This is a genomic window from Pseudomonas baetica, from assembly GCF_051216495.1.
In the GTDB taxonomy this organism is placed as follows: domain Bacteria; phylum Pseudomonadota; class Gammaproteobacteria; order Pseudomonadales; family Pseudomonadaceae; genus Aquipseudomonas; species Aquipseudomonas baetica_B.
In genome coordinates this window covers 29,215-49,725 of record NZ_JBPKAM010000048.1, presented here as the reverse complement: position 1 = coordinate 49,725, position 20,511 = coordinate 29,215, and the positions used below count along the sequence as shown (strand labels likewise).

The window sequence follows — 20,511 nt, the reverse complement described above, 5'->3', positions numbered from 1 at the left end:
CCCCCCCCTCCCCACCCCCCCCCCCCCCCCACCCCCCCCCCCCCCCCCCCCCCCCCCCCCCCCCCCCCCCCCCCCCCCCCCCCCCCCCCCCCCCCACAGGTTTTTTGTCGCCTTGGATAATGATTTCAACCACCCGCACTGTGTTTCAAACGATTGAAACCGTGGACACTGGCGGCGTTCTCGCACATCCCGTCGAACATTCCTGTGATTAACTGGTTTGCGCAAACCAACAGGAGTTGCTTGCTCATGGAATTGAGAATCGATCGACGGGCCTTGGTGCCGGTCGTACAGCAAATCGTTGATGCGTTGACCTGCTGGATCCGCTGCAACGACGTCGCCCCCGGCACGCGTTTGCTTTCCGTGCGAAAAATCGCGCACATCAATCTGCTCAGTCAGTCTTGTGTCGCCGAAGCCTGTGAGCGACTGGTTGCACAAGGGGTGCTGGCGTCTCGTCATGCGGCCGGTTACGTCGTGGCCAATCCGGCTTCGGGCTCTGGGCCGCAGCAGGATGCTACCTTGTGTCTGTTGCCATTGGGGGCTGGTGGCTTGCCCGAAAGCTGGCGCGAGACGGACGATCTGTCTTACGCAATCCGGGAGGTCAGTCGCACCGATATGGCCGGCCTGTTCAATTACAGTTCGCCGCTGGGCCTGCCCGCTTTACGCCAACAGATCCTCAAGTGCTTGAAACAGCTGGATATCAACGTCGTGGACAGTCGAATCCTGACGACGGCGGGGGCCAGTCAGGGGCTGGATCTGATCGTGCGGACGCTGTTCAAGGCGGGAGATTGCGTGGTCGTCGAAAGTCCCGGTTATCCCGTGTTGTTCGATCTGCTCAACCTGCATGGTGTCGGCATGCTTGAAGTGCCACGAACTCCCTGCGGGCCGGACGTGACTGCTTTGGAGGCGTTGATGGTGAAATACCGCCCTCGCGGATTATTCATCAACAGCTTCCATCACAATCCGACCGGCTGCAGCCTGACGCCCGAGGTGGCGCAGCGGGTGCTGCAACTGGCGAAAGATCATGGCGTGCTGGTAATCGAAGACGATGTTTATGCGGACCTCCACAGAAGCCCCGGCAAGCGCCTCGCCGCGCTGGATGGCGACGTGATCTATGTCGGCAGCTATTCCAAAACCCTCAGCAGCTCCTTGCGGGTCGGTTTTGTCGTGGCCAGTGTCGAGATGATTGCGCGGTTGGCCGAGATCAAGATGATCAGCAGCATGGGCACCTCGCGATTTTGCGAGGCGGTGGTGGCCTGCCTGTTGGCCAATGGCACCTACCGCCAGTTGGTGCAGCGTCAGCGACAGCGTCTGGACAGTGACCGCCATGCGGCATTGAAGCTGCTCGAGGATACCGGGTGGGAGGTGTTCGGTGAGCCGGCGGGCGGCCTGTTTATATGGGCACGATCGCGGATGCAGACCTGTGCTCAAATGAGAGAACAGGCTCGGCGCCTCGGCGTCTTGCTGCCATCGACGACGGCCTTCAGTCCTACCGGCGCAGCCACTGACTGGCAGCGTATCAATGTGGCCTATGCGTGTGATCCGCGAGCCCGTTTTTTTTTTCAGGCCTGCGCTCCGAATCGACCTCAAGCGTTCTGAAAACGACGCGGACGTAGCTTTTTGCCATTATTCCGACGCCAGAGACTTGTGTTGCCACAGGCCCGTTGCGAATCTGCGCCTACAGAAAATGGCAGGGGACTGAGTGCAATGATTTCGGGCGTGCAAGGACGTTTTGCCAACCTCGGTATGGCAAAAAAACTGGGACTCGGGTTTGTGCTGGTGCTGTTGTTGACGGCCTTGGTGGCGGCCATCGGCGTCTGGTCCCTGCAAACCATCAGCCATCGCTTCGACGGGCTCAAGCAAATGTCATCGCTCAACAGCGGGCTGCTGAAGGTACGTTTGTTGGAGCAGGAATACGCCTTGCACGGTAACCCGAAAACCGCCGATGCCTTGCACGAAGGCGTGGATGGCTTGATCGCCCTGGCCAATCACCTCAAGACTGAGTCGGCGGCCAACGTACCAGTGATGAATGATGTCGAGCAGTCACTCGTTGCTTACCGCAAGGCGTTCGACGAGTTCGTCTCGCTCAGTCAGGCCAAGGACCTGGCGCTGGAAATGGCCAGTTGGTCGGTGTCCAGCGTGGCCAATAACCTAGATGTATTGCAGTCCGGGTTGGCCGATGACGGTACCTACACCTTGAAAGATTCCGAGGGCAAGGACGGTGCGCAATTCGTCGAGCAGGCCAATCAGGTCAGCCAGGTGTCGCGCTTGATGCTGCAGGCCATGAACGAAGCACGCGTTCGCCTGGATCAGAGCCGCAAGGGCGACGACAGCGCTGGACAAGGCAAGATCGAGCAGGCCAGCCAGGCGCTGGACCTGGCCGGACAGCTGAAAACCTCGGTCAAGGATGAGGGATATCTGACCGTCCTCAATGAAGTGACGGGTCACATCGCCAGTTTCAGCGACAAGCTCGCCGAGTACACCGGGCTTCTGGAACAGGAAAAGACCGTCTATCAGCAATTGCATCAACGCGCAGCCCAGGTGGTGGAGCGGGTGGATCAGGCCTATGTCGCCGAAGACCAGTCGATGCAGGCCGAACTGAAAAAGAACTCGCTGCTGATCATCGGTTCTTCCGCGTTGGCGTTGCTGGTTGGATTGATTGCGTCCTGGGTCATAACCCGTTTGATCGTGGGGCCGCTGCGCAGTGTGATTTCCGTGGCGCAACAGATTGCCTCGGGGGATTTGAGCGGAACGGTCGAAGTCTCCCGCCGGGACGAGATCGGTCAGTTGATGCAGGCCATGCAGCAGATGGGGGCGGGACTGAGCCATATCGTCAGCGGTTTGCAGGCAGGTATCGAACAACTGGCGACTTCAGCGCAATCGCTGTCGGCGGTGACTGAGCAGACCAACCTTGAGGTCAGTAGCCAAAAGGAAGAAACCGAACAGGTTGCCACGGCAATGAACCAGATGACGGCCACTGTGCATGATGTCGCTCGTAACGCCGAGGAGGCTGCCGTAGCGGCGCAAACGGCGGACGGCAAGGTTGAAAGTGGTCAGCTTGTGGTGCGCCAGAGTATGACGCGGATCGAACAACTGGCGGATTCGGCCACTTCGGCCAGTTCGAGCATTGAGAGCCTGAGCGCGGAAATCCAGAATATCGGCTCGGTGCTCAGTGTCATCAAGAGCGTGGCTGAACAGACCAACCTGCTGGCGCTCAACGCCGCCATCGAAGCTGCCCGGGCTGGCGAACAGGGCAGGGGTTTTGCGGTCGTGGCCGATGAGGTGCGTGCATTGGCCAAGCGGACCCAGCAGTCGACCGAAGAGATCGAACGTCTGGTCAGTGCCTTGCGCTCGGCGGCGCAGACGTCGGTGCAGCAGATTCAGAACAGTGGCGAATTGGTGAAGCTGGCGGTCAGCGATGCACTGCAAACCGAAAGTGCGCTGGGCAGCATCGCGGCGGCGGTGTCGTTGATTCAGCAGATGAACCAGCAGATCGCTGCGGCTGCCGAGGAACAGAGTTCGGTGGCCGAGGAGATCAATCGCAGTGTCACGAGTATCCGTGCCAGCGCTGATCAGTCATCCCTGGCGATGCAGGGGAATGCGGCGTCGAGTATTGAGCTGGCACAGTTGGGCGTTGAATTGAAGGGGATGGTGGGGCATTTCAGGCTTTGATTCCGAAACCGCCGGCCCCTGTAGGAGCGAGCTTGCTCGCGATGGACGTTGACGATGACGAGGGGTGTCAGGATGAACGCGGCGCCCTGAAGTTGATCGCGAGCAAGCTCGCTCCTACATGAAGCAAAAAAGCCACCTGTCCGGGTGGCTTTTCTATTTCCGATCGCTTGATCAGTCGTAGATCACTTTCTTCTTCCAGTCCGCATCGGCTTCGACGTCCTTGAGGCCTTCGGTCAACTGGTTCACTTCGCCTTCTACCGGGGCGATGCGGTCCATGACCTGTGCGTTGGCGCGAGCCAGGAGCTTTTCCAGATACTCCAGCTGTTCTGCGTAGACCTGTGGTTCCTGCTGCTTGCGCAGGTATTGCACGCCGCGTTCGAACGCCAGGCGTGCCTGGCCGGGCTGGTTCTGTTGCAGGGAATGCTGGCCGAGGTTATTGAAGAACTCGATGTGCAGCAGCACCAGGATATGCCGGACTTCGCGGATCCAGCGCTTGGCTTCGTTGGGCGGCAGGAAGCCGTCCTGGGCGGCGCGGGTGATCTGTCCATGCATGGCTTCGAGCAGGAAGCGCACGTCCTTGGCCTTGGCTTCGGTCTGGATCGGTGCCGGTGGATTGTTGACCGGGATCGATTCGCCTTGGGCAACCAGGGTTTCCAGCTCGGCGATCCGCGCCTTGAGGTTGGCGCTGGTTTTTTCCAGGTTCAGCAGGCGTTGGCAGACGTTCAACTCCAGGCGGGTCAGCAACAGCTTGAGCGCCGGTGTCATCAATTGGCCAGGGAAGGTCTCGGTGATCTCTCCACAACGACGCAGGCGGTCGTTGAGTTCAACCTTGGTGCGGGCCCTTTCCAGCTTATTGTTCTCCACCACATGGTTGATGTAGCCAATGGCGATCAATAATGCGATCCCGGCTACGACGAGCAGGGTGATCATGAGTGGTGTCACCGGTAAGACCTCTTATATGGGGTTCGCGTGCGAGTGTAGTGGCTGGGCATTTAAGCGCCTAGCACCGCACAACGGGCTGGTTCGACAAGGCATAACCTGTATCGGCCACAGCCCTGTTTTATAAATGCTGGCACCAATAAAGCAAATCGCCATCATTTAAGACATGGACTATAGCCTTTTGATGAGTGTCAGAATATAGGCGTCAAACACCGTGCGACGGAAAATCCGGATGGGGGCGAAAAGCAGGGCCAAGTCATTGATTTAAAAAAATTTATAACAGGGGGTTGACGACCTCTCAAACCATCCATAGAATGCGCGCCACTTGCAGCGTAAAGCACACAGCGAAACGAAGCAGGGAGTGAATGTTGTAGCGTGTCCCCTTCGTCTAGTGGCCTAGGACACCGCCCTTTCACGGCGGTAACAGGGGTTCGAGTCCCCTAGGGGACGCCAATGCGGGAATAGCTCAGTTGGTAGAGCACGACCTTGCCAAGGTCGGGGTCGCGAGTTCGAGTCTCGTTTCCCGCTCCAATTTTAAACAGCATTGCTTTCGGGCAGGGCTGAGTGAAACCAGAACCAAGTCTTCGGATGCGGATCTGGACACCGAAACACACACCATGTGTTCCGGGTAGCGTGTCCCCTTCGTCTAGTGGCCTAGGACACCGCCCTTTCACGGCGGTAACAGGGGTTCGAGTCCCCTAGGGGACGCCATTTGCGGGAATAGCTCAGTTGGTAGAGCACGACCTTGCCAAGGTCGGGGTCGCGAGTTCGAGTCTCGTTTCCCGCTCCATATTTAACGAAAACGCCGCTCAATCGAGCGGCGTTTTTGTTTGCGTGCGATTTGTACCTGAAGCAGAAAAAGGCCCGTCAGTCAGACTGAGCGGGCCTTTTGCATGTCCGGTGTTTTACATCGACAACATCAACCGACCGGCAAACAGAATCAGGATCACGCCCATGGTGCGTTCAAACCAATGCCCCATGCGCAAAAACAGCAGTCGCACTTTGTTGCTTGAAAAAAACAAGGCAACGATCACAAACCACGATGCGTTCACAACGCACATCCACAGGCCGTAGAGTGCTTGAATCTCCAGCGGTGTGGTGGCGCTGATGAGCGTGGTGAATATCGCTAAAAAAAACAGAGTGGCCTTGGGGTTGGTGGCGTTGGTCAGAAAACCTGTAGTGAACGCCTTCAGCAGGGTTTGCTCTCCACTCGGAACGCCCGCTTCCTCTTCGCCTTCAATCACGGATTTGGGTTTGCTGCGCATCAGGCTGATGCCCAAGTACAGGATGTATACACCTCCGATAACCTTGGCCACGGTCAATAGCCAAGGCGTTGTGTGCATCAATGCCCCGACGCCAAGCAGGGTGTACAGCACATGCACGGAAATGCCGGCGCCGATACCCAGTGCTGTGCAAATACCCACCCACCGGCCAAAGCGCACGCTCTGGCGGATCGTCACGGCGAAGTCCGGTCCGGGGGCGACCACGGCCAGGAAGTGGATGGCTGCCAGTGCCAGAAACTCTCCCAGGTAATTCGGAAACATCTCAACTCCAGAAGGTCAGGGGCGAAGTCGTGCCGCGGTAGCCGACAAAGAAGGAAAGGCTCAAGCGTGGATCGGCCACGCCCGGTGTCACCGCATGCATTCGGCGCGAATTGAACATGATGAAGTCGCCCGTCTCCGGGCGAACCTCCAGGCTTGGCGTGCCGAGGAGTGCCGGGTCGATGCCGTAGCTGTCGCCACGCATTTCATCGAACCGTTCCGGGGACATGTCGTGGTTCCACATCTGCAATGCACCGCCTTCGGTGGGCATGTTCAGATAAACATTGCAGGCGAACTGAGCTTTGAGGCTTCGTGCCCGCAAGCTGTCCGGGGCGTCCTTGGCGAATATGTCGTGATGGGCAAGAAAGCACACACCGGGTTTCACCACCCGGGACAACCCTACGTACATCTTGCGACCATCGAGATTTTCCAGCTGTGCCCCCGCTGGCCAGCACTCATCGAGCATGCAACGCAAGGTGTCGACCGGTGATGAGTAGGGTGCGCAACGGTTGCGCAGTTCCGCGATGTTGCGCGTAGCGCGTTCGAAGTAGTCCTCGACCAGCAACGGCTGGTTTTCCGCCTCATAAAACGCCATGCCGATGCGGCCGATACTGGGCGCATTGATATAGCCTTCGAATCCCGGTGCGAGGATCCTGTCGCCGATCTGGATCGCCAGAGGCGGGGGCAGCCAGCCTTTGACGCGGATGGCGAGGACTTCTTCGTTGGCCAGCTTTTTTATGCACGTCTCATCGAGACGCTCGACGTCTAGCATCATGTCTCAGGTCCGTCTGTCAGAGAGTCAATGAAGCCCGCGAATGCAGGTGCCTGCCGCGTCAGGCGATGTCGGTAGCGGCATCGCCCAGGACGTTCAGTCCACGCGGTAGTGAACGGATAGCGTCCCTTTCTTGTGTGAAAGGGATTCGATCGTGACCGTGCCCAAATCCTTCAGGCTACGTACATGGGTGCCGCCGCAACCGTAGGCGGGAAGTTCGCCGAAACCGATTTCCCGGGCGCCTTCACGTAGTGACGTGAGGCGCGGCAGATCATGGGCGATCCATTGTTGAATACCGTGCTGCCGGGTGTGGGCTTCGACGTCCTGTGCCGATTCTGCGGGTTTGAATTGCACACGTCCTTCGCCCGGCCAGTGATGAGCCTTGGTCGGCATCCAGCCCATGGCTTGAACGAAGTGTCCGATCAGGTGGCCGGCGGAATGCATGCGCGTGTTGAATTGACGACGCGGTTCATCGATCCGGATCCGGATCATCCCGAGCGTTACCGGGCGGTCGACAAAATGAATGATCCGGTCCGGATCCTGAACGACTCGCAAAACCTGGCTGTCGCCGATCCATCCCGTGTCACAGGGTTGTCCTCCACCCTGGGGGTGAAACAATGTCGCGCGCAGCACCACCGCAAACTCGTTCTCGTGAGGCGTGCATTCCAGGACTTCCACATTGGCCTTGAGGTCATCACTATGGAAAAAGAGGCGAAGCGTCATATTCCATGCTCGTATTAATCTTTCCATTTTAATTATATGGATCGTGGAATTACGTGATAATCCGTTCAAACATCAAAGGACTGTTGCGTTGTGAGCATAAATCTTCCATTGCCGCTGCTGGGTGAAATGGCGATATTCGTCAAGGTGGTCGAGACCGGCAGTTTCTCCGAGGCGGCTCGCCAGTTGGGCTCTTCACCCTCGGCGGTCAGTCGTAGCATTTCGCGGCTGGAGAAAGCCCTCGCCATACGCTTGCTGCAACGGACTACGCGCAAATTGCGCTTGAGCGATGGTGGCGAGGAAGTCTTCAAACGTTGTCAGGACATGGTCAGCGCTGCCCGGTCGGTGATGGAAATCAGTGGCCAGTTCACTGATGAGCCTGAGGGTGTGGTGCGAATCAGCGTCCCGAAAGCGGTTGGCCGAATCGTGATTCACCCACATATGCCGGAGTTTCTACGCCGTTACCCCAAAGTGGATGTGGAACTATTGCTTGAGGATCGCCAGGTGGATTTGATCGACGATCACGTCGACCTGGCGATTCGAATCACCGATCGGCCGCCGGCAGGGCTGGTGGGGCGGCAATTGCTGACCATCGATCATTTGCTCTGCGCAACGCCACAGTACCTGGCCGAGCACGGGACGCCGACTCATCCCCATGATCTGCTCAATCACAGTTGCATCTACCTGGGTGAAACGCCGAGCGATGCGCGCTGGAAGTTCAAGAAGGGCAACAAAACAGTGACCGTTGGCGTGCGCGGACGATATGCCGCCAATCATACGGGCGTACGTTTCGGTGCCGTGTTGCAGCACATCGGCATTGGCAGTCTTCCGTACTTCACGGCGCGCCGTGCCCTGGAAAAGGGGTTGATGGTGCAAGTGCTGCCGGACTGGACCTTTCTGGCGTCCTACCACGGAGGTGCCTGGTTGCTGCATTCGCCAACCCGATACCTGCCACCCAAGATACGGGTGATGATCGATTACCTGGTGGAGTGTCTGGAGAAGGAACCGACGTTGGGCAAGCCGGGCAAGTCAAGCCGGGAAAACATTGCCGTTTCGGAGTATGAGCTGCCCGAGAGTGATGGGTTGTTCTGAAGGACCCTTTCGCGAGCAGGCTCGCTCCCACAATGGATTTGTGAGGGATATGGATTTTGTGTTCACTACCGAACCCTGTGGGAGCGAGCCTGCTCGCGAAGAGGCATTCAAATGCTCCACAAAAATCCAATCAAACAAAAAGGCCCGCATGAATAACCATGCGGGCCTTTCGCATTACTGATCGAGGATCAGTGCTTGCTGTCCTGATCCGACAACGCCAGCAACTGCTTTTCCTGATTCCAATCGAAAGGTTCGTCGTTCTGCTCGGCTTCGAAGCGACGTTCCTCCAGTGCCTGATACAGGTTGATTTCGTCATCGGGCATGTAGTGCAGGCAGTCACCGGCGAAGTACCACAGCAGGTCGCGCGGGACCAGGTGGGCAATTTGCGGGTAGCGGGTGATCACCTGGCACAGGATGTCCTGGCCCAGGTATTGGCTTTCGATCGGATCGACCGGCAGCAGGGCACGCAGTTCGTCAAAGCGCTCCAGGAACAAGGCATGGCTTTCTTCGGGAACCTGGTCGGCCTCACCCACGGCGACCAGGATGCTGCGCAGGTGGTCGAGCAAAACGAGATGATCGGCAACGATGTTGGACACGAGATAAGTCCTCAAGAGCAAAACGGGCGCGGGAGTATAAAGCTCCTGCGCCCTTTTTTACATGCTGTACAGGCTTGGCTGGATCAGCGGACCTTGCCTTTGGCCAATGCAATCTCGTCTTTGTCGAAATCATCGACATCGATCACCTTGCGTCGTGCCGCTTCCGCCTCCCGAAGGGTTTGAGCTTCCACTGGTTGCAACACGCCGGCTTCCAATGCGGCATCGATGACGTGTTCACCGGCGGCCGGTTTGACCTGGCCGCTCTTGAGCGCCACATGAAGCTTCTTCTGCAGCGGTTGTGCAGCGCTCAGCAGGTTGCAGGCATGTTGCAGGATGCCGATCGGATCTTCCTTCGATTGCGGGCGGTAGCAACCCAGCAGTACTTCCTCGAGTGCCGGGTCGCCTTTCGCTCGGCCGATCACCTTGGCGACTTCGGCGCCAAGCTTGTCCGACGGCCCTTTGTGTCGGCGGCCGAGCGGGAACACGATCACCCGCAGCAGGCACGCCAGCATTTTGTTCGGGAAATTATTGAGCAGTTCATCCATGGCCCGCTCCGCCTGGCCGAGGCTTTCCTCCATGGCCCAGATAAACAGCGGTTCCATGTGCTGCGGTGCATCGAGGTCGTTGTAACGTTTGAGCGCGGCGCTGGCCAGGTACAGGTTGCTCAACACATCGCCCAGTCGCGCCGACAGACGTTCACGGCGTTTCAACTCGCCGCCCAGTAACATCATGCTGAGATCGGCCAGCAGCGCGAAGGCGGCCGCCTGACGGTTGAGCGCGCGGAAATAACCCTGGCTGAGCGTGTTGCCCGGCTCGTGTTCCAGAAGACCGAAACCGAGGTTCAGCACCAGCGTGCTGGCCGCGTTGCCGATGGCAAAACCGATGTGCTTGAGCAACAGGGCGTCGAACTCGGTCAGTGCCTGATCCTTGTCCTCACGGGTGGCCAGGGCCATTTCCTTGAGCACGAAGGGATGGCAGCGAATCGCGCCCTGGCCGAAGATCATCAGGTTGCGCGAGAGAATGTTCGCACCTTCAACGGTGATGCAGATCGGTGCGCCTTGCCACATGCGTCCGAGATAGTTGTTCGGCCCCATGATGATCGCCTTGCCGCCATGAACATCCATGGCGTGGCTGATGCACTCGCGGCCGCGTTCGGTGAGGTGATACTTGAGAATCGCCGACAGCACCGACGGTTTCTCGCCGAGGTCCACGGCGTTGGCAGTCAGCATTCGCGCGGCGTCCATCATCCAGGCGTTGCCGCCGATGCGGGCCATGGCTTCCTGAATACCTTCGAAGGCTGCAATCGGCACATTGAACTGCTCGCGGATCTGCGCGTATTGGCCGGTCACCAGGCTGGTGAATTTGGCCATGCCGGTGCCCACCGCCGGCAGGGAAATCGAACGTCCGACCGACAGGCAATTCATCAGCATCATCCAGCCCTTGCCGAGCATGTCCTGTCCGCCGATCAAGAATTCCAACGGTACGAACACGTCCTTGCCCGAATTCGGGCCGTTCATGAATGCCGCGCCCAGCGGCAGGTGACGTCGACCGATGTCCACGCCCGGGGTGTCGGTTGGAACCAGTGCCAGGCTGATGCCCAGGTCTTCCTGCTCACCCAGCAGGTGGTCCGGGTCGTAGGCCTTGAACGCCAGGCCGAGCAATGTGGCGACCGGGCCAAGAGTGATGTAGCGCTTTTCCCAGTTCAGGCGCAGGCCTAGAGTTTCCTTGCCTTCCCATTGACCTTTGCAGATCACCCCGGTGTCGGGCATGCCGCCAGCGTCAGAGCCGGCCAGCGGCCCGGTCAGGGCGAAACAAGGGATGTCGTCGCCCCGCGCCAGGCGTGGCAGGTAGTGATTGCGTTGTTCGTCGGTGCCGTAGTGCAGCAGCAGTTCCGCCGGCCCCAGAGAGTTGGGGACCATCACGGTGGATGCGAGGTCGCCGCTGTGGCTCGCCAGCTTCATCGCCACCTGCGAGTGGGCATAGGCCGAGAAGCCTTTGCCGCCATACTCTTTGGGAATGATCAGGGCGAAGAAACCGTTGTCCTTGATGTAGGTCCAGGCCTCGGCCGGCAAATCCATGGTCTGGCCGAGTTGCCAGTCGCTGACCATCGCGCAGAGTGCTTCGGTAGGACCGTCGATGAAGGCCTGTTCCTCTTCGCTCAATTGCGCCTTCGGATACGACAGCAGTTTGTTCCAGTCCGGACGACCGCTGAACAGTTCGCCGTCCCACCACACGGTGCCGGCTTCGATGGCGTCGCGTTCGGTTTGCGACATCGGCGGCAGGGTTTTCTGGAACCAGTTGAACATCGGCGCGCTGAAGAATTTGCGACGCAGATCTGGCAATAGCAACGGTGCGGCCACGGCGGCGACCAGCACCCAGAAAATCAGCAGTAACCAGCCCGGTGCGCGACTGAAGGCGCCCATTGCCAGCAGGTAGACAGCCACGATGCCCAGGGCGGGCAGTGGCGCGATGCGACGGTGGGCTAACCAAGCTATCCCGACAACCAAAACCAGTATCCACAACAGCAGCATATTTAATCCTCCGTGAAACCAGGGCGAACCAACCCACAGAGCTTAGACGGCATCCGCGAAACAGGCGGGTCGGAGCGATGTGATCGAATCGTGGGAAACCATGGATGATTTTGTAGGCCTTCCAGGTGAGAGACCCGTGAAAAATCGTTCATTGAGCGGGCGACAAAGCGTCCATGTTTGGCCGAAACGTCGTTATCTCTGTGCTGAACCTCTCGCTAGACTCGGGGCTTGCCCTGGACATTACCAGCATGGAGATTGCCCGCATGCACGAGTACCTAAGCCCCGGCCGCTTCATCGATAGTGACCACCCCTCGGTGGTGGAGTTCGCCGAAAAACATCGTGGCGACAGTCGCGAGCCGATCGAGCAGGCGGTTCGTCTTTACTACGCCGTGCGCGAGGCCGTGCGCTACAACCCGTACACCTTCAGCCTGGATCCGCAGACGTTGCGCGGCAGCTATGCGCTGGCGGCCGGGGAGAGTTATTGCGTGCCCAAATCCACGCTGCTGGCCGGCGCGGCGCGGCATTGCGGGATCCCGGCGCGGATCGGCCTGGCGGACGTGCGCAATCATTTGTCGACGCCGCGCTTGCTTGAGTTGCTCAAGAGCGACGTGTTCGCCATGCACGGTTATACCGAGCTGTATCTGAACGACCGCTGGGTCAAGGCCACGCCGGCGTTCAATCAAGGCTTGTGCGATTTGTTCAATGTCGCACCGCTGGAATTCGACGGGATCAGCGACAGCGTTTTCCATCCCTTCAATCGCGACGGCGAGAAATTGATGGAGTACCTGATCGATCACGGTCAGTTCACCGACGTGCCCGAAGCATTCTTTTTCGAGCACCTGCGCAAGTGCTATCCGCATCTGTTCGGCGCACAACAGCAACCTCTGCTGGGGGACATGCAGAGCGATTTGAGTCGCGCCTGATCCGGCGTATGCTGCCTGCGCATTCATCAATCGAGAGGCGGTCATGCTGAAGATCTGGGGTCGGAAGAATTCGTCGAATGTAAGGAAACCATTGTGGGCCGCCGAGGAACTCGGCCTGGCCTACGAAGCCATTGATGCGGGCGGCGCTTTCGGTGTCGTCGATACGCCCGAGTACCGCGCCATGAACCCCAATGGCCGCGTGCCGGTGATTGAAGACGACGGTTTTGTGCTGTGGGAATCCAACGCCATCGTTCGTTACCTGCTGGCCAAACATGCGGCGGACACCGCGTGGTATCCGTCAGATTTGCAGGTACGCGCCACCGCTGACAAATGGATGGATTGGACCACGTCCAGTTTTGCCGGCCCTTTCCGCACCGTGTTCTGGGGCGTCTTGCGCACCCCGGCAGAGCAACAGGACTGGCCCGCCATCAAGGCGGCGATCAAGGAGTGCGACGCGCTGCTGGCCATGGCCGATCAGGCATTGGCGACCCAGCCGTATCTGTCCGGAGACCAGATCGGCATGGGCGACATCCCTTTGGGCAGTTTCATTTATGCCTGGTTCGAGATGCCGATCGAGCGTGCCCCGCAGCCTCATCTGGAGGCCTGGTACGCGCGATTGAAACAGCGTCCGGCGTATCGCAAAGCGGTCATGACCGCGTTGACTTAATACTCACTATCGACACACTTGACTGTACTTGTGTGGCGGCGACAAGCACCATTGTGCTAGCGCGCTGTGGTTGTGTTGCTCGCCGCCCGCCCATATTCATTCCTTTCTTTCCTTCTTGGTGCGTAAATCCGATATGAGTTCCGCTCTGTCCATCCGGCAGCTAACCAAAACCTACGGCAACGGTTTCCAGGCCCTGAGTGGTATCGATCTGGACGTCGCCGAAGGTGACTTTTTCGCCTTGCTCGGCCCGAACGGCGCCGGCAAATCCACGACCATCGGCATTCTTTCGACCCTGGTGAACAAGACCAGCGGCACGGTGAATATCTTCGGTCACGACCTGGACAAGAACCCGGCCGCGCTCAAGCGCTCCATCGGCGTGGTCCCCCAGGAATTCAACTTCAACCAGTTTGAAAAGACCTTCGACATTGTCGTGACCCAGGCCGGTTACTACGGCATTCCGGCGAAGGTCGCCAAGGAACGCGCCGAGCAGTACTTGACCCAGCTCGGTCTGTGGGACAAGCGCGATGTGCCGTCGCGTTCGCTGTCCGGTGGCATGAAGCGCCGGCTTATGATCGCCCGCGCGTTGGTTCATGAACCGCGCCTGTTGATCCTCGACGAACCGACTGCCGGCGTAGACATCGAACTGCGTCGCTCGATGTGGACCTTCCTCACCGAGCTGAACAAAAAAGGCATCACCATCATCCTCACCACACACTATCTGGAGGAGGCCGAGCAGTTGTGCCGCAACATCGGCATCATCGACCACGGCACCATCGTCGAAAACACCAGCATGAAGCAGTTGCTCGGCCAGTTGCATGTCGAGACCTTCCTGCTGGATCTGAAAAACAGCCTGAGCGCGGCACCGCAACTGATCGGCTACCCCTCGCGGTTGCTTGATGCTCACACCCTGGAAGTCCAGGTGGACAAGAGCATGGGCATCACCGCGCTCTTCACCCAGTTGGCGCAACAGAGCATCGAAGTGCTGAGCCTGCGTAACAAAACCAATCGCCTCGAGGAGTTGTTCGTGTCCCTGGTGGAGAAAAATCTGTCGAAGGTGGCGGTATGAGTTCCGAGCTGCGCCCCAACCTCGTAGCCCTCAATACCATCGTTTACCGTGAAGTCCGGCGATTTACCCGGATCTGGCCGCAGACCCTGCTGCCGCCGGCCATCACCATGGTCCTGTACTTCGTGATCTTCGGTAACCTGATTGGTCGGCAGATTGGCGACATGGGTGGCTTCACCTATATGGAGTACATCGTGCCGGGTCTGATCATGATGTCGGTGATCACCAACTCCTATGGCAACGTGGTGTCGAGTTTCTTCGGCAGCAAGTTTCAGCGTTCCATCGAAGAACTGATGGTGTCGCCGGTTTCGCCGCACACCATTCTGATCGGTTACACCTTGGGTGGCGTGCTACGCGGATTGATGGTCGGGATCATCGTGACCCTGCTGTCGCTGTTCTTCACCCAATTGCAGGTGCATCACCTGGGCGTGACTGTTCTGGTGGTGGTGCTGACAGCGACGATCTTTTCGCTACTGGGCTTCATCAACGCCGTTTTTGCGCGCAACTTCGATGACATCTCAATCATTCCGACCTTTGTGCTCACGCCGTTGACCTACCTGGGCGGGGTGTTCTACTCGATCTCGTTGCTGCCGCCGTTCTGGCAGACCGTCTCCCTGGCCAACCCGGTGTTGCACATGGTCAATGCGTTTCGCTACGGGATCCTCGGTGTTTCGGATATCCGGATCAGCGTGGCGATTGCGTTCATGCTGGTGGCGACGGTGATTCTGTACTTCGGTTGCGCGCGGTTGCTGGTGAGTGGGCGGGGGATGCGTACTTAAGAAATTCCGCGGTGTCTGCAATCGCGAGCAGGCTCGCTGCCACATTGGAATGCATTTCAAATGTGGGAGCGAGCCTGCTCGCGAAGGCGTCATCTCAGGTACCAAAAAAAACGGCCTCCCAATCGGAGGCCGTTTTGCATTTCTCACAGGCGACTCTGCTTGCGCCGCCGCCATTGCCGGGCGACCCACCAGCGCCAGTACATCATCACCAGACAATAGGCCAAGGCCCCAAGCGCCAGCCCGGTCACCACCGACCCCAGCAAAAACGGCTGCCACAATGTCGAGAGCTCGCCGCTGATCCATTCCCAGGTCAATTCGTCCGGCAGATGACGAGCGGGAACATCCATCAGCCAGGCACCGGCCTGGTAGGTGCAAAAGAACACGGCGGGCATGGTGATCGGGTTGGTCAGCCAGACCAGACTGACAGCAATCGGCATGTTGCCGCGCACGACGATGGCGAGTACGGCGGCGACCAGCATCTGCAACGGAATCGGCAGGAACGCCGCGAACAGGCCGACGGCCATAGCCCGGGCGACCGAGTGACGATTGAGGTGCCAGAGGTTGGGGTCATGCAGCAGCGTCCCGAGAAAGCGTAAGGATTTGTGTTCCCTGATGCTGGTCGGATCTGGCATGTAACGTTTGAATAAGCGCCGGGGCATAAGGCTTCTCGGTCGGTTAAGGCCGCAAGTATGTCTGGATTCCATGAACCGCCCATTCAGACTTTGTGACAATTGTTAACCGTGCTTGTGCGGTCGACCGGCTATGCCTAGGGGCGGGAATTTAAGTACAGCTCAAGGACGGGCGTATGCGCACTGGGATGGTGGCATTGGCGCTGGGTTTGCTGACCCTGCGTTTTTTACCGGTTTTACCGTCGGTCGGGTTGTGGTTTTTGTTACCGGTGGCGGGTTTGCTGTTGCTGCCATTCAGGACATACCCGGTGGCGTTTTTTCTGTTTGGTTTGAGTTGGGCTTGCTTGCAGGCGCAGTGGGCGCTGGATGATCGGTTACCGCCGGACCTGGATGGCGAAACACGGTGGGTCGAAGGACGGGTAACGGGGCTGCCCCAGCTCGGCGAGGCCGTGGTGCGTTTCGAATTGGCAGACGCCAAGTCGCGGCACGGACAAGTGCCACGTCTTATGCGCCTGGCCTGGTACGACGGACCGCCAGTGAACAGCGGCGAACGCTGGCGACTGGCGGTCAAGTTGAAGCGTGCCGCAGGGTTACTCAATCCCCACGCCTTTGATTACGACGCCTGGCTGCTGGCGCAGCGCATCGGTGCTACCGGAACGGTCAAGGACGGCGAGCGACTGGCCGAGGCGCGATGGGCCTGGCGTGACAGCATTCGTCAGAAGCTATTGGCAGTGGACGCACAGGGTCGATCGGGCGCACTGGCGGCGCTGGTGCTCGGGGACGGTGCCGGGCTCAGTCGCGAAGACTGGCAAGTATTGCAGGACACCGGCACCGTGCATCTATTGGTGATTTCCGGACAGCACATCGGTTTGCTGGCGGGATTGGTGTACCTGCTGATCGCCGGCCTTGCCCGATATGGTCTCTGGCCAAGCCGTTTGCCGTGGCTTCCCTGGGCCTGCGGTCTGGCATTCGTCGCCGCCCTCGGCTACGGCTTATTGGCCGGTTTTGAGGTGCCAGTGCGGCGCGCCTGCCTGATGATCGGTCTGGTGCTGTTATGGCGCTTGCGATTTCGCCATCTTGGCGCGTGGTGGCCGTTGTTACTGGCACTTAATGGTGTTCTGTTACTGGATCCGCTGGCCAGCCTGCAACCGGGGTTCTGGCTGTCTTTCGCCGCCGTCGCGGTGCTGATCTTCACCTTCAGTGGTCGCTTGGGGCCCTGGCGCTGGTGGCAAACCTGGACTCGCGCCCAATGGCTGATCGCGATCGGTCTTGGGCCGATCTTACTGGTGTTGGGGCTGCCGATCAGCGTCAGTGGGCCATTGGTCAACTTGCTGGCGGTCCCCTGGATCAGCCTGGTGGTGCTGCCTCCGGCGTTGCTCGGGACGCTATTGTTGCCGGTGCCTTACATCGGCGAAGGTTTGCTGTGGCTGGCGGGCGGTTTGATCGATGGGTTGTTCAGGGTGCTGGGATGGGCGGCTGGCCGGGTTCCGGCGTGGGTGCCCGTTGCAATTCCGCTGTGGGTCTGGGGTTTTGGCGCCTTGGGGGCTTTTCTTTTGTTACTGCCGCGAGGCGTGCCGATGCGCCCGTTGGGATGGCCGATGCTGCTGTTGCTGGTTTTTCCGCCGCGCTCCGAGGTGCCCGATGGGACCGCCGATATCTGGCAGCTGGATGTCGGCCAAGGCCTGGCAATCCTGGTGCGAACCCGTCATCACACGCTGTTGTATGACACGGGCCCGCGTTTCGGCGAAATCGACCTGGGTGAGCGCGTGGTTCTGCCGACCTTGCGCAAACTGGGCGTGAAAGATCTGGACCTGATGCTCATCAGTCATGCCCATGCAGATCACGCCGGCGGGGCGCAATCGGTTGCCAATGGGCTGCCGGTAAGGCGCGTGCTGGGCGGTGAACCTGACGCGTTGCCGACCGAACTGCTATCAGGGGACTGCGAAAGCGGTCGGCGATGGACCTGGGATGGTGTGAACTTTGAACTGTGGCAGTGGCCGGGCGCCCGCGAAAGTAATCCAAAATCCTGCGTCCTGCAGATTGAAGCCAACGGCGAGCGATTGCTGCTGACCGGCGATATCGACACGGCCGCCGAGCATGCCCTGCTGGACAGTCCATTGGCCGTGACGACCGATTGGTTGCAGGCGCCGCACCATGGCAGTCGCAGTTCGTCTTCCATGGCGCTGCTCAACGGCTTGCAGCCTCGAGCAGTACTGATCTCCCGTGGCCAGGGCAATTCGTTTGGCCACCCCCATCCCACGGTGCTGGCACGCTATCGAAAACACGGCATGGCAATTTATGACAACGCGCAGCAGGGTGCCATTCATCTGCAACTGGGGCGTTTCGAATCACCGCGTACGATGCGTCAGGAACGGCGTTTCTGGCGCGATCCGCCCCCCATGGACAAATAACCGCGAGCTATTAAAGCCCGACCGGATGCGACATCACGGTCTTCGGTGCGCTCACCCCCTATGTTAGAGTGGCGCACTTTTTCGAGGGGACTGTCACTGTGTGGGAATTGGTCAAATCCGGCGGTTGGATGATGCTGCCGATCATTCTGAGTTCCATCGCGGCCATGGCGATCGTTGCCGAGCGCCTTTGGACCCTGCGTGCCAGTCGCGTGACCCCGGAGCACTTGCTCGGGCAGGTCTGGGTCTGGATCAAGGACAAGCAACTCAATAAGGAGAAGCTCAAGGAACTGCGTGCCAATTCGCCATTGGGCGAGATCCTGGCGGCGGGCCTGGCCAACTCCAAACATGGTCGCGAGATCATGAAAGAATGTATCGAAGAGGCTGCCGCCCGGGTCATCCACGAGCTGGAACGCTACATCAATGCCCTCGGTACCATCGCCGCCATGGCGCCGCTGCTGGGGCTGCTGGGTACCGTTTTGGGTATGATCGATATCTTCAGTTCGTTCATGGGCACGGGTATGGCGACCAACCCGGCAGTGTTGGCTGGTGGTATTTCCAAAGCCCTGATTACCACGGCTTCAGGTCTGATCGTCGGTATCCCGGCGGTCTTCTTCCACCGCTTTCTGCAACGACGCATCGATGAACTCGTCGTGGGCATGGAGCAGGAAGCCATCAAGCTGGTTGAAGTCGTGCAGGGCGACCGCGACGTTGATCTGGCTGGGAGCAAAGCGTGAAGTTCCGCCGCAAACAACGGGAGAACATCGACATCAACCTCGTGTCGCTGATCGACGTGGTTTTTGTCCTGCTGCTGTTTTTCGTGGTGACCACCACCTTCACCCGTGAAACGCAGCTGCGCGTTGACCTGCCTGAAGCGGTCAGTGGCTCACCTGCCGAGGACCAGTCCAAACCGCTGGATATCGCGATCAGTGCAGATGGCGTGTTCTCCGTGAACAACCAGATTCTGCCGAAGAGCGATCTGGCAAGCCTGATGGATGCGTTGCAGAAAGAGTCCAATGGCGACACCAGTCGACCGCTGTCGATCAGTGCCGATGGCAAATCCCAGCATCAATCGGTGATCACCGCCATGGACGCCGCCGGCAAGCTTGGCTTCAGCCACTTGCGCATGACGACTGTCGAGGCGGCGCCGACCGCGCCCTGATAGCCATGTCCGATCGCCTGCTCGCCGCGTGGTACCGAGGTCATCCGGCCCTGAAGTTGCTGCAGCCGCTGGAATGGTTGTACCGACGCGTGGTCAACAACAAACGCAAGCGTTTTCTGGCGGGCGAGGGTGAAATCTATCAGCCGCCCGTACCGCTGATCGTCGTTGGTAATATCACCGTCGGCGGCACCGGCAAGACGCCAATGATTCTGTGGATGATCGAGCATTGTCAGCGCAGCGGCCTGCGGGTCGGCGTGGTCAGTCGCGGTTACGGCGCCAAACCGCCGCACTTGCCGTGGCGGGTGGAGGCGGATCAGGGTGCAGGCATTGCCGGCGATGAACCGCTGTTGATCGTCCAGCGCACGGGAGTGCCATTGATGATCGACCCGGATCGCAGCCGCGCCGTCAAAGCCTTGCTGGCGAGCGAGCCGCTGGACCTGATCCTGTCCGATGACGGCATGCAGCATTACCGTTTGGCTCGCGACCTGGAACTGGTGTTGATTGACAATGCCCGGGGCCTGGGCAACCGCCGTTGCCTGCCGGCCGGACCCTTGCGCGAACCGGTCGAGCGCCTGCAAAGCGTTGATGCGGTGCTCTACAACGGCGCCGAGGCTGATCGCGAGGGCGGCTTTGCCTTCCAGTTGCAACCTACCGCATTGATCAATTTGCGCAGCGGCCAACGGTGCACCCTTGATCACTTTGCCCCGGGTCAGGCGGTGCACGCCGTCGCCGGGATCGGTAACCCGCAACGTTTCTTCAGGACCCTCGAAACGCTACACTGGCAGCCAGTCCCGCACGCATTCGCCGACCACGCCGAGTACAGTGTTCAGGCTTTGAATTTCACCCCGTCATTGCCATTGGTGATGACTGAGAAGGACGCGGTGAAGTGCCGTGCCTTCGCCGCTGCCGACTGGTGGTACCTGGCGGTCGATGCTGTGCCGTCGCCGGCTTTTATAGCCTGGTTCGACACACAGTTGATGCGCCTGTTGCCGGCTCGTCTGTTGCCATAAATCCGTTTTT

The 20,511-nt window shown here is 59.3% G+C and carries 18 protein-coding genes, 4 tRNA genes and 1 pseudogene; 16 read left to right on the top strand and 7 right to left on the bottom strand.

Translation table 11 applies throughout. The features are described from left to right. Positions 1-246: 246 nt before the first annotated feature. The 3 genes and pseudogenes from ACSFE6_RS17900 to ACSFE6_RS17890 all read left to right on the top strand — a co-directional run bounded on the left by ACSFE6_RS17900 (position 247) and on the right by ACSFE6_RS17890 (position 3,669). Positions 247-1,596: a PLP-dependent aminotransferase family protein gene (locus ACSFE6_RS17900; protein ID WP_435428871.1), complete on the top strand. Its 1,350-nt coding sequence runs from the start codon at positions 247-249 to the stop codon at positions 1,594-1,596. A gap of 108 nt (positions 1,597-1,704) precedes the next feature. After that, positions 1,705-2,808: pseudogene (locus tag ACSFE6_RS17895) on the top strand (HAMP domain-containing protein); the annotation flags it as partial. After that, positions 2,788-3,669 carry a methyl-accepting chemotaxis protein gene (locus tag ACSFE6_RS17890; RefSeq protein ID WP_435428873.1) on the top strand — a complete coding sequence of 294 codons (882 nt, stop codon included), beginning with the start codon at positions 2,788-2,790 and terminating at the stop codon, positions 3,667-3,669. The pseudogene ACSFE6_RS17895 and the gene ACSFE6_RS17890, both read left to right, overlap by 21 nt. 171 nt (positions 3,670-3,840) lie before the next feature. On the opposite strand, the gene ACSFE6_RS17885 is transcribed toward ACSFE6_RS17890, so the two are convergent. Then, on the bottom strand, positions 3,841-4,599 hold the full coding sequence (locus tag ACSFE6_RS17885; protein ID WP_435428870.1) for a hypothetical protein: 759 nt from the start codon (positions 4,597-4,599) through the stop codon (positions 3,841-3,843). A 386-nt stretch (positions 4,600-4,985) separates the two neighbouring features. On the opposite strand from ACSFE6_RS17885, the gene ACSFE6_RS17880 reads away from it, so the two are divergent. From ACSFE6_RS17880 to ACSFE6_RS17865, 4 genes are all read left to right on the top strand, one after another. Continuing rightward, positions 4,986-5,061: transfer RNA gene (locus ACSFE6_RS17880), tRNA-Glu, on the top strand. Positions 5,062-5,063: 2 nt separating this feature from the next. Continuing rightward, positions 5,064-5,139: transfer RNA gene (locus ACSFE6_RS17875), tRNA-Gly, on the top strand. Positions 5,140-5,243: 104 nt separating this feature from the next. Beyond that, positions 5,244-5,319: transfer RNA gene (locus ACSFE6_RS17870), tRNA-Glu, on the top strand. A 3-nt stretch (positions 5,320-5,322) separates the two neighbouring features. After that, a tRNA-Gly gene (locus ACSFE6_RS17865) sits at positions 5,323-5,398 on the top strand. 115 nt (positions 5,399-5,513) lie between these two features. Here ACSFE6_RS17865 and ACSFE6_RS17860 read toward each other — a convergent pair. The 3 genes from ACSFE6_RS17860 to ACSFE6_RS17850 form a co-directional block, all read right to left on the bottom strand. Beyond that, positions 5,514-6,152 (bottom strand): LysE family translocator, encoded by a 639-nt coding sequence (locus ACSFE6_RS17860; RefSeq protein ID WP_435428869.1) that lies wholly within the window; start codon positions 6,150-6,152, stop codon positions 5,514-5,516. 1 nt (position 6,153) lies between these two features. Continuing rightward, the gene (locus ACSFE6_RS17855; protein WP_435428868.1) at positions 6,154-6,924 is read right to left on the bottom strand and encodes a 2OG-Fe(II) oxygenase; all 771 of its coding nucleotides are present in this window, start codon (positions 6,922-6,924) and stop codon (positions 6,154-6,156) included. A 93-nt stretch (positions 6,925-7,017) separates the two neighbouring features. Next, positions 7,018-7,644, bottom strand: coding sequence for an alanyl-tRNA editing protein (locus tag ACSFE6_RS17850; protein ID WP_435428867.1), 627 nt, complete (start codon positions 7,642-7,644; stop codon positions 7,018-7,020). 90 nt (positions 7,645-7,734) lie between these two features. Here ACSFE6_RS17850 and ACSFE6_RS17845 point away from each other — a divergent pair, with 90 nt between their 5' ends. Next, the gene (locus tag ACSFE6_RS17845) at positions 7,735-8,733 is read left to right on the top strand and encodes a LysR substrate-binding domain-containing protein (protein ID WP_435428866.1); all 999 of its coding nucleotides are present in this window, start codon (positions 7,735-7,737) and stop codon (positions 8,731-8,733) included. A 188-nt stretch (positions 8,734-8,921) separates the two neighbouring features. Here ACSFE6_RS17845 and ACSFE6_RS17840 read toward each other — a convergent pair whose 3' ends face one another. Together ACSFE6_RS17840 and ACSFE6_RS17835 are read right to left on the bottom strand one after the other, a co-directional pair. Next, a complete protein-coding gene (locus ACSFE6_RS17840; protein ID WP_433739245.1) occupies positions 8,922-9,329 on the bottom strand; it encodes a PA2817 family protein in 408 nt (135 codons plus the stop codon). Between the two features lie 83 nt (positions 9,330-9,412). Next, positions 9,413-11,860 (bottom strand): acyl-CoA dehydrogenase, encoded by a 2,448-nt coding sequence (locus ACSFE6_RS17835; RefSeq protein ID WP_435428865.1) that lies wholly within the window; start codon positions 11,858-11,860, stop codon positions 9,413-9,415. Positions 11,861-12,123: 263 nt separating this feature from the next. Between ACSFE6_RS17835 and ACSFE6_RS17830 the strand changes: the two genes are divergently transcribed. The 4 genes from ACSFE6_RS17830 (at position 12,124) to ACSFE6_RS17815 (ending at position 15,292) form a co-directional block, all read left to right on the top strand. Beyond that, positions 12,124-12,783, top strand: a complete 660-nt coding sequence (locus ACSFE6_RS17830) for a transglutaminase-like domain-containing protein (RefSeq protein ID WP_435428864.1) — start codon at positions 12,124-12,126, stop codon at positions 12,781-12,783. Positions 12,784-12,826: 43 nt separating this feature from the next. After that, positions 12,827-13,450, top strand: coding sequence for a glutathione S-transferase family protein (locus ACSFE6_RS17825; RefSeq protein ID WP_435428863.1), 624 nt, complete (start codon positions 12,827-12,829; stop codon positions 13,448-13,450). A gap of 133 nt (positions 13,451-13,583) precedes the next feature. Continuing rightward, positions 13,584-14,516 (top strand): ABC transporter ATP-binding protein, encoded by a 933-nt coding sequence (locus ACSFE6_RS17820; protein WP_435428862.1) that lies wholly within the window; start codon positions 13,584-13,586, stop codon positions 14,514-14,516. Continuing rightward, entirely contained in the window at positions 14,513-15,292 is a 780-nt protein-coding gene (locus ACSFE6_RS17815) for an ABC transporter permease (protein ID WP_435428861.1), read from the top strand. Before ACSFE6_RS17820 ends, ACSFE6_RS17815 begins: the two co-directional genes overlap by 4 nt. A gap of 143 nt (positions 15,293-15,435) precedes the next feature. Here the strand turns inward: ACSFE6_RS17815 and ACSFE6_RS17810 are convergent, their stop codons facing one another. Then, the gene (locus ACSFE6_RS17810; protein ID WP_435428860.1) at positions 15,436-15,951 is read right to left on the bottom strand and encodes a DUF2062 domain-containing protein; all 516 of its coding nucleotides are present in this window, start codon (positions 15,949-15,951) and stop codon (positions 15,436-15,438) included. 146 nt (positions 15,952-16,097) lie between these two features. Between ACSFE6_RS17810 and ACSFE6_RS17805 the strand changes: the two genes are divergently transcribed. The 4 genes from ACSFE6_RS17805 to lpxK all read left to right on the top strand — a co-directional run bounded on the left by ACSFE6_RS17805 (position 16,098) and on the right by lpxK (position 20,501). Continuing rightward, on the top strand, positions 16,098-18,332 hold the full coding sequence (locus ACSFE6_RS17805) for a DNA internalization-related competence protein ComEC/Rec2 (protein ID WP_435428859.1): 2,235 nt from the start codon (positions 16,098-16,100) through the stop codon (positions 18,330-18,332). A 98-nt stretch (positions 18,333-18,430) separates the two neighbouring features. Then, complete coding sequence (locus ACSFE6_RS17800) at positions 18,431-19,066, top strand: MotA/TolQ/ExbB proton channel family protein (protein ID WP_435428858.1); 636 nt, start codon at positions 18,431-18,433, stop codon at positions 19,064-19,066. After that, the gene (locus tag ACSFE6_RS17795; protein ID WP_435428857.1) at positions 19,063-19,491 is read left to right on the top strand and encodes an ExbD/TolR family protein; all 429 of its coding nucleotides are present in this window, start codon (positions 19,063-19,065) and stop codon (positions 19,489-19,491) included. The genes ACSFE6_RS17800 and ACSFE6_RS17795 overlap by 4 nt, the downstream gene beginning before the upstream one ends. After that, the gene (gene lpxK, locus ACSFE6_RS17790) at positions 19,491-20,501 is read left to right on the top strand and encodes a tetraacyldisaccharide 4'-kinase (RefSeq protein ID WP_435428872.1); all 1,011 of its coding nucleotides are present in this window, start codon (positions 19,491-19,493) and stop codon (positions 20,499-20,501) included. Before ACSFE6_RS17795 ends, lpxK begins: the two co-directional genes overlap by 1 nt. The last annotated feature ends 10 nt before the right edge of the window (positions 20,502-20,511 follow it).

Coding starts and splice junctions, on each gene's coding strand:
- ACSFE6_RS17805 (WP_435428859.1), top strand. CDS start 16,098: ATGCGCACTGGGATGGTGGCATTGGCGCTGGGTTTGCTGACCCTGCGT.
- ACSFE6_RS17835 (WP_435428865.1), bottom strand. CDS start 11,860: ATGCTGCTGTTGTGGATACTGGTTTTGGTTGTCGGGATAGCTTGGTTA.
- ACSFE6_RS17820 (WP_435428862.1), top strand. CDS start 13,584: ATGAGTTCCGCTCTGTCCATCCGGCAGCTAACCAAAACCTACGGCAAC.
- ACSFE6_RS17855 (WP_435428868.1), bottom strand. CDS start 6,924: ATGATGCTAGACGTCGAGCGTCTCGATGAGACGTGCATAAAAAAGCTG.
- ACSFE6_RS17825 (WP_435428863.1), top strand. CDS start 12,827: ATGCTGAAGATCTGGGGTCGGAAGAATTCGTCGAATGTAAGGAAACCA.
- ACSFE6_RS17815 (WP_435428861.1), top strand. CDS start 14,513: ATGAGTTCCGAGCTGCGCCCCAACCTCGTAGCCCTCAATACCATCGTT.
- ACSFE6_RS17850 (WP_435428867.1), bottom strand. CDS start 7,644: ATGACGCTTCGCCTCTTTTTCCATAGTGATGACCTCAAGGCCAATGTG.
- ACSFE6_RS17900 (WP_435428871.1), top strand. CDS start 247: ATGGAATTGAGAATCGATCGACGGGCCTTGGTGCCGGTCGTACAGCAA.
- ACSFE6_RS17885 (WP_435428870.1), bottom strand. CDS start 4,599: ATGATCACCCTGCTCGTCGTAGCCGGGATCGCATTATTGATCGCCATT.
- ACSFE6_RS17830 (WP_435428864.1), top strand. CDS start 12,124: ATGCACGAGTACCTAAGCCCCGGCCGCTTCATCGATAGTGACCACCCC.
- ACSFE6_RS17860 (WP_435428869.1), bottom strand. CDS start 6,152: ATGTTTCCGAATTACCTGGGAGAGTTTCTGGCACTGGCAGCCATCCAC.
- ACSFE6_RS17810 (WP_435428860.1), bottom strand. CDS start 15,951: ATGCCCCGGCGCTTATTCAAACGTTACATGCCAGATCCGACCAGCATC.
- ACSFE6_RS17890 (WP_435428873.1), top strand. CDS start 2,788: ATGCAGGCCATGCAGCAGATGGGGGCGGGACTGAGCCATATCGTCAGC.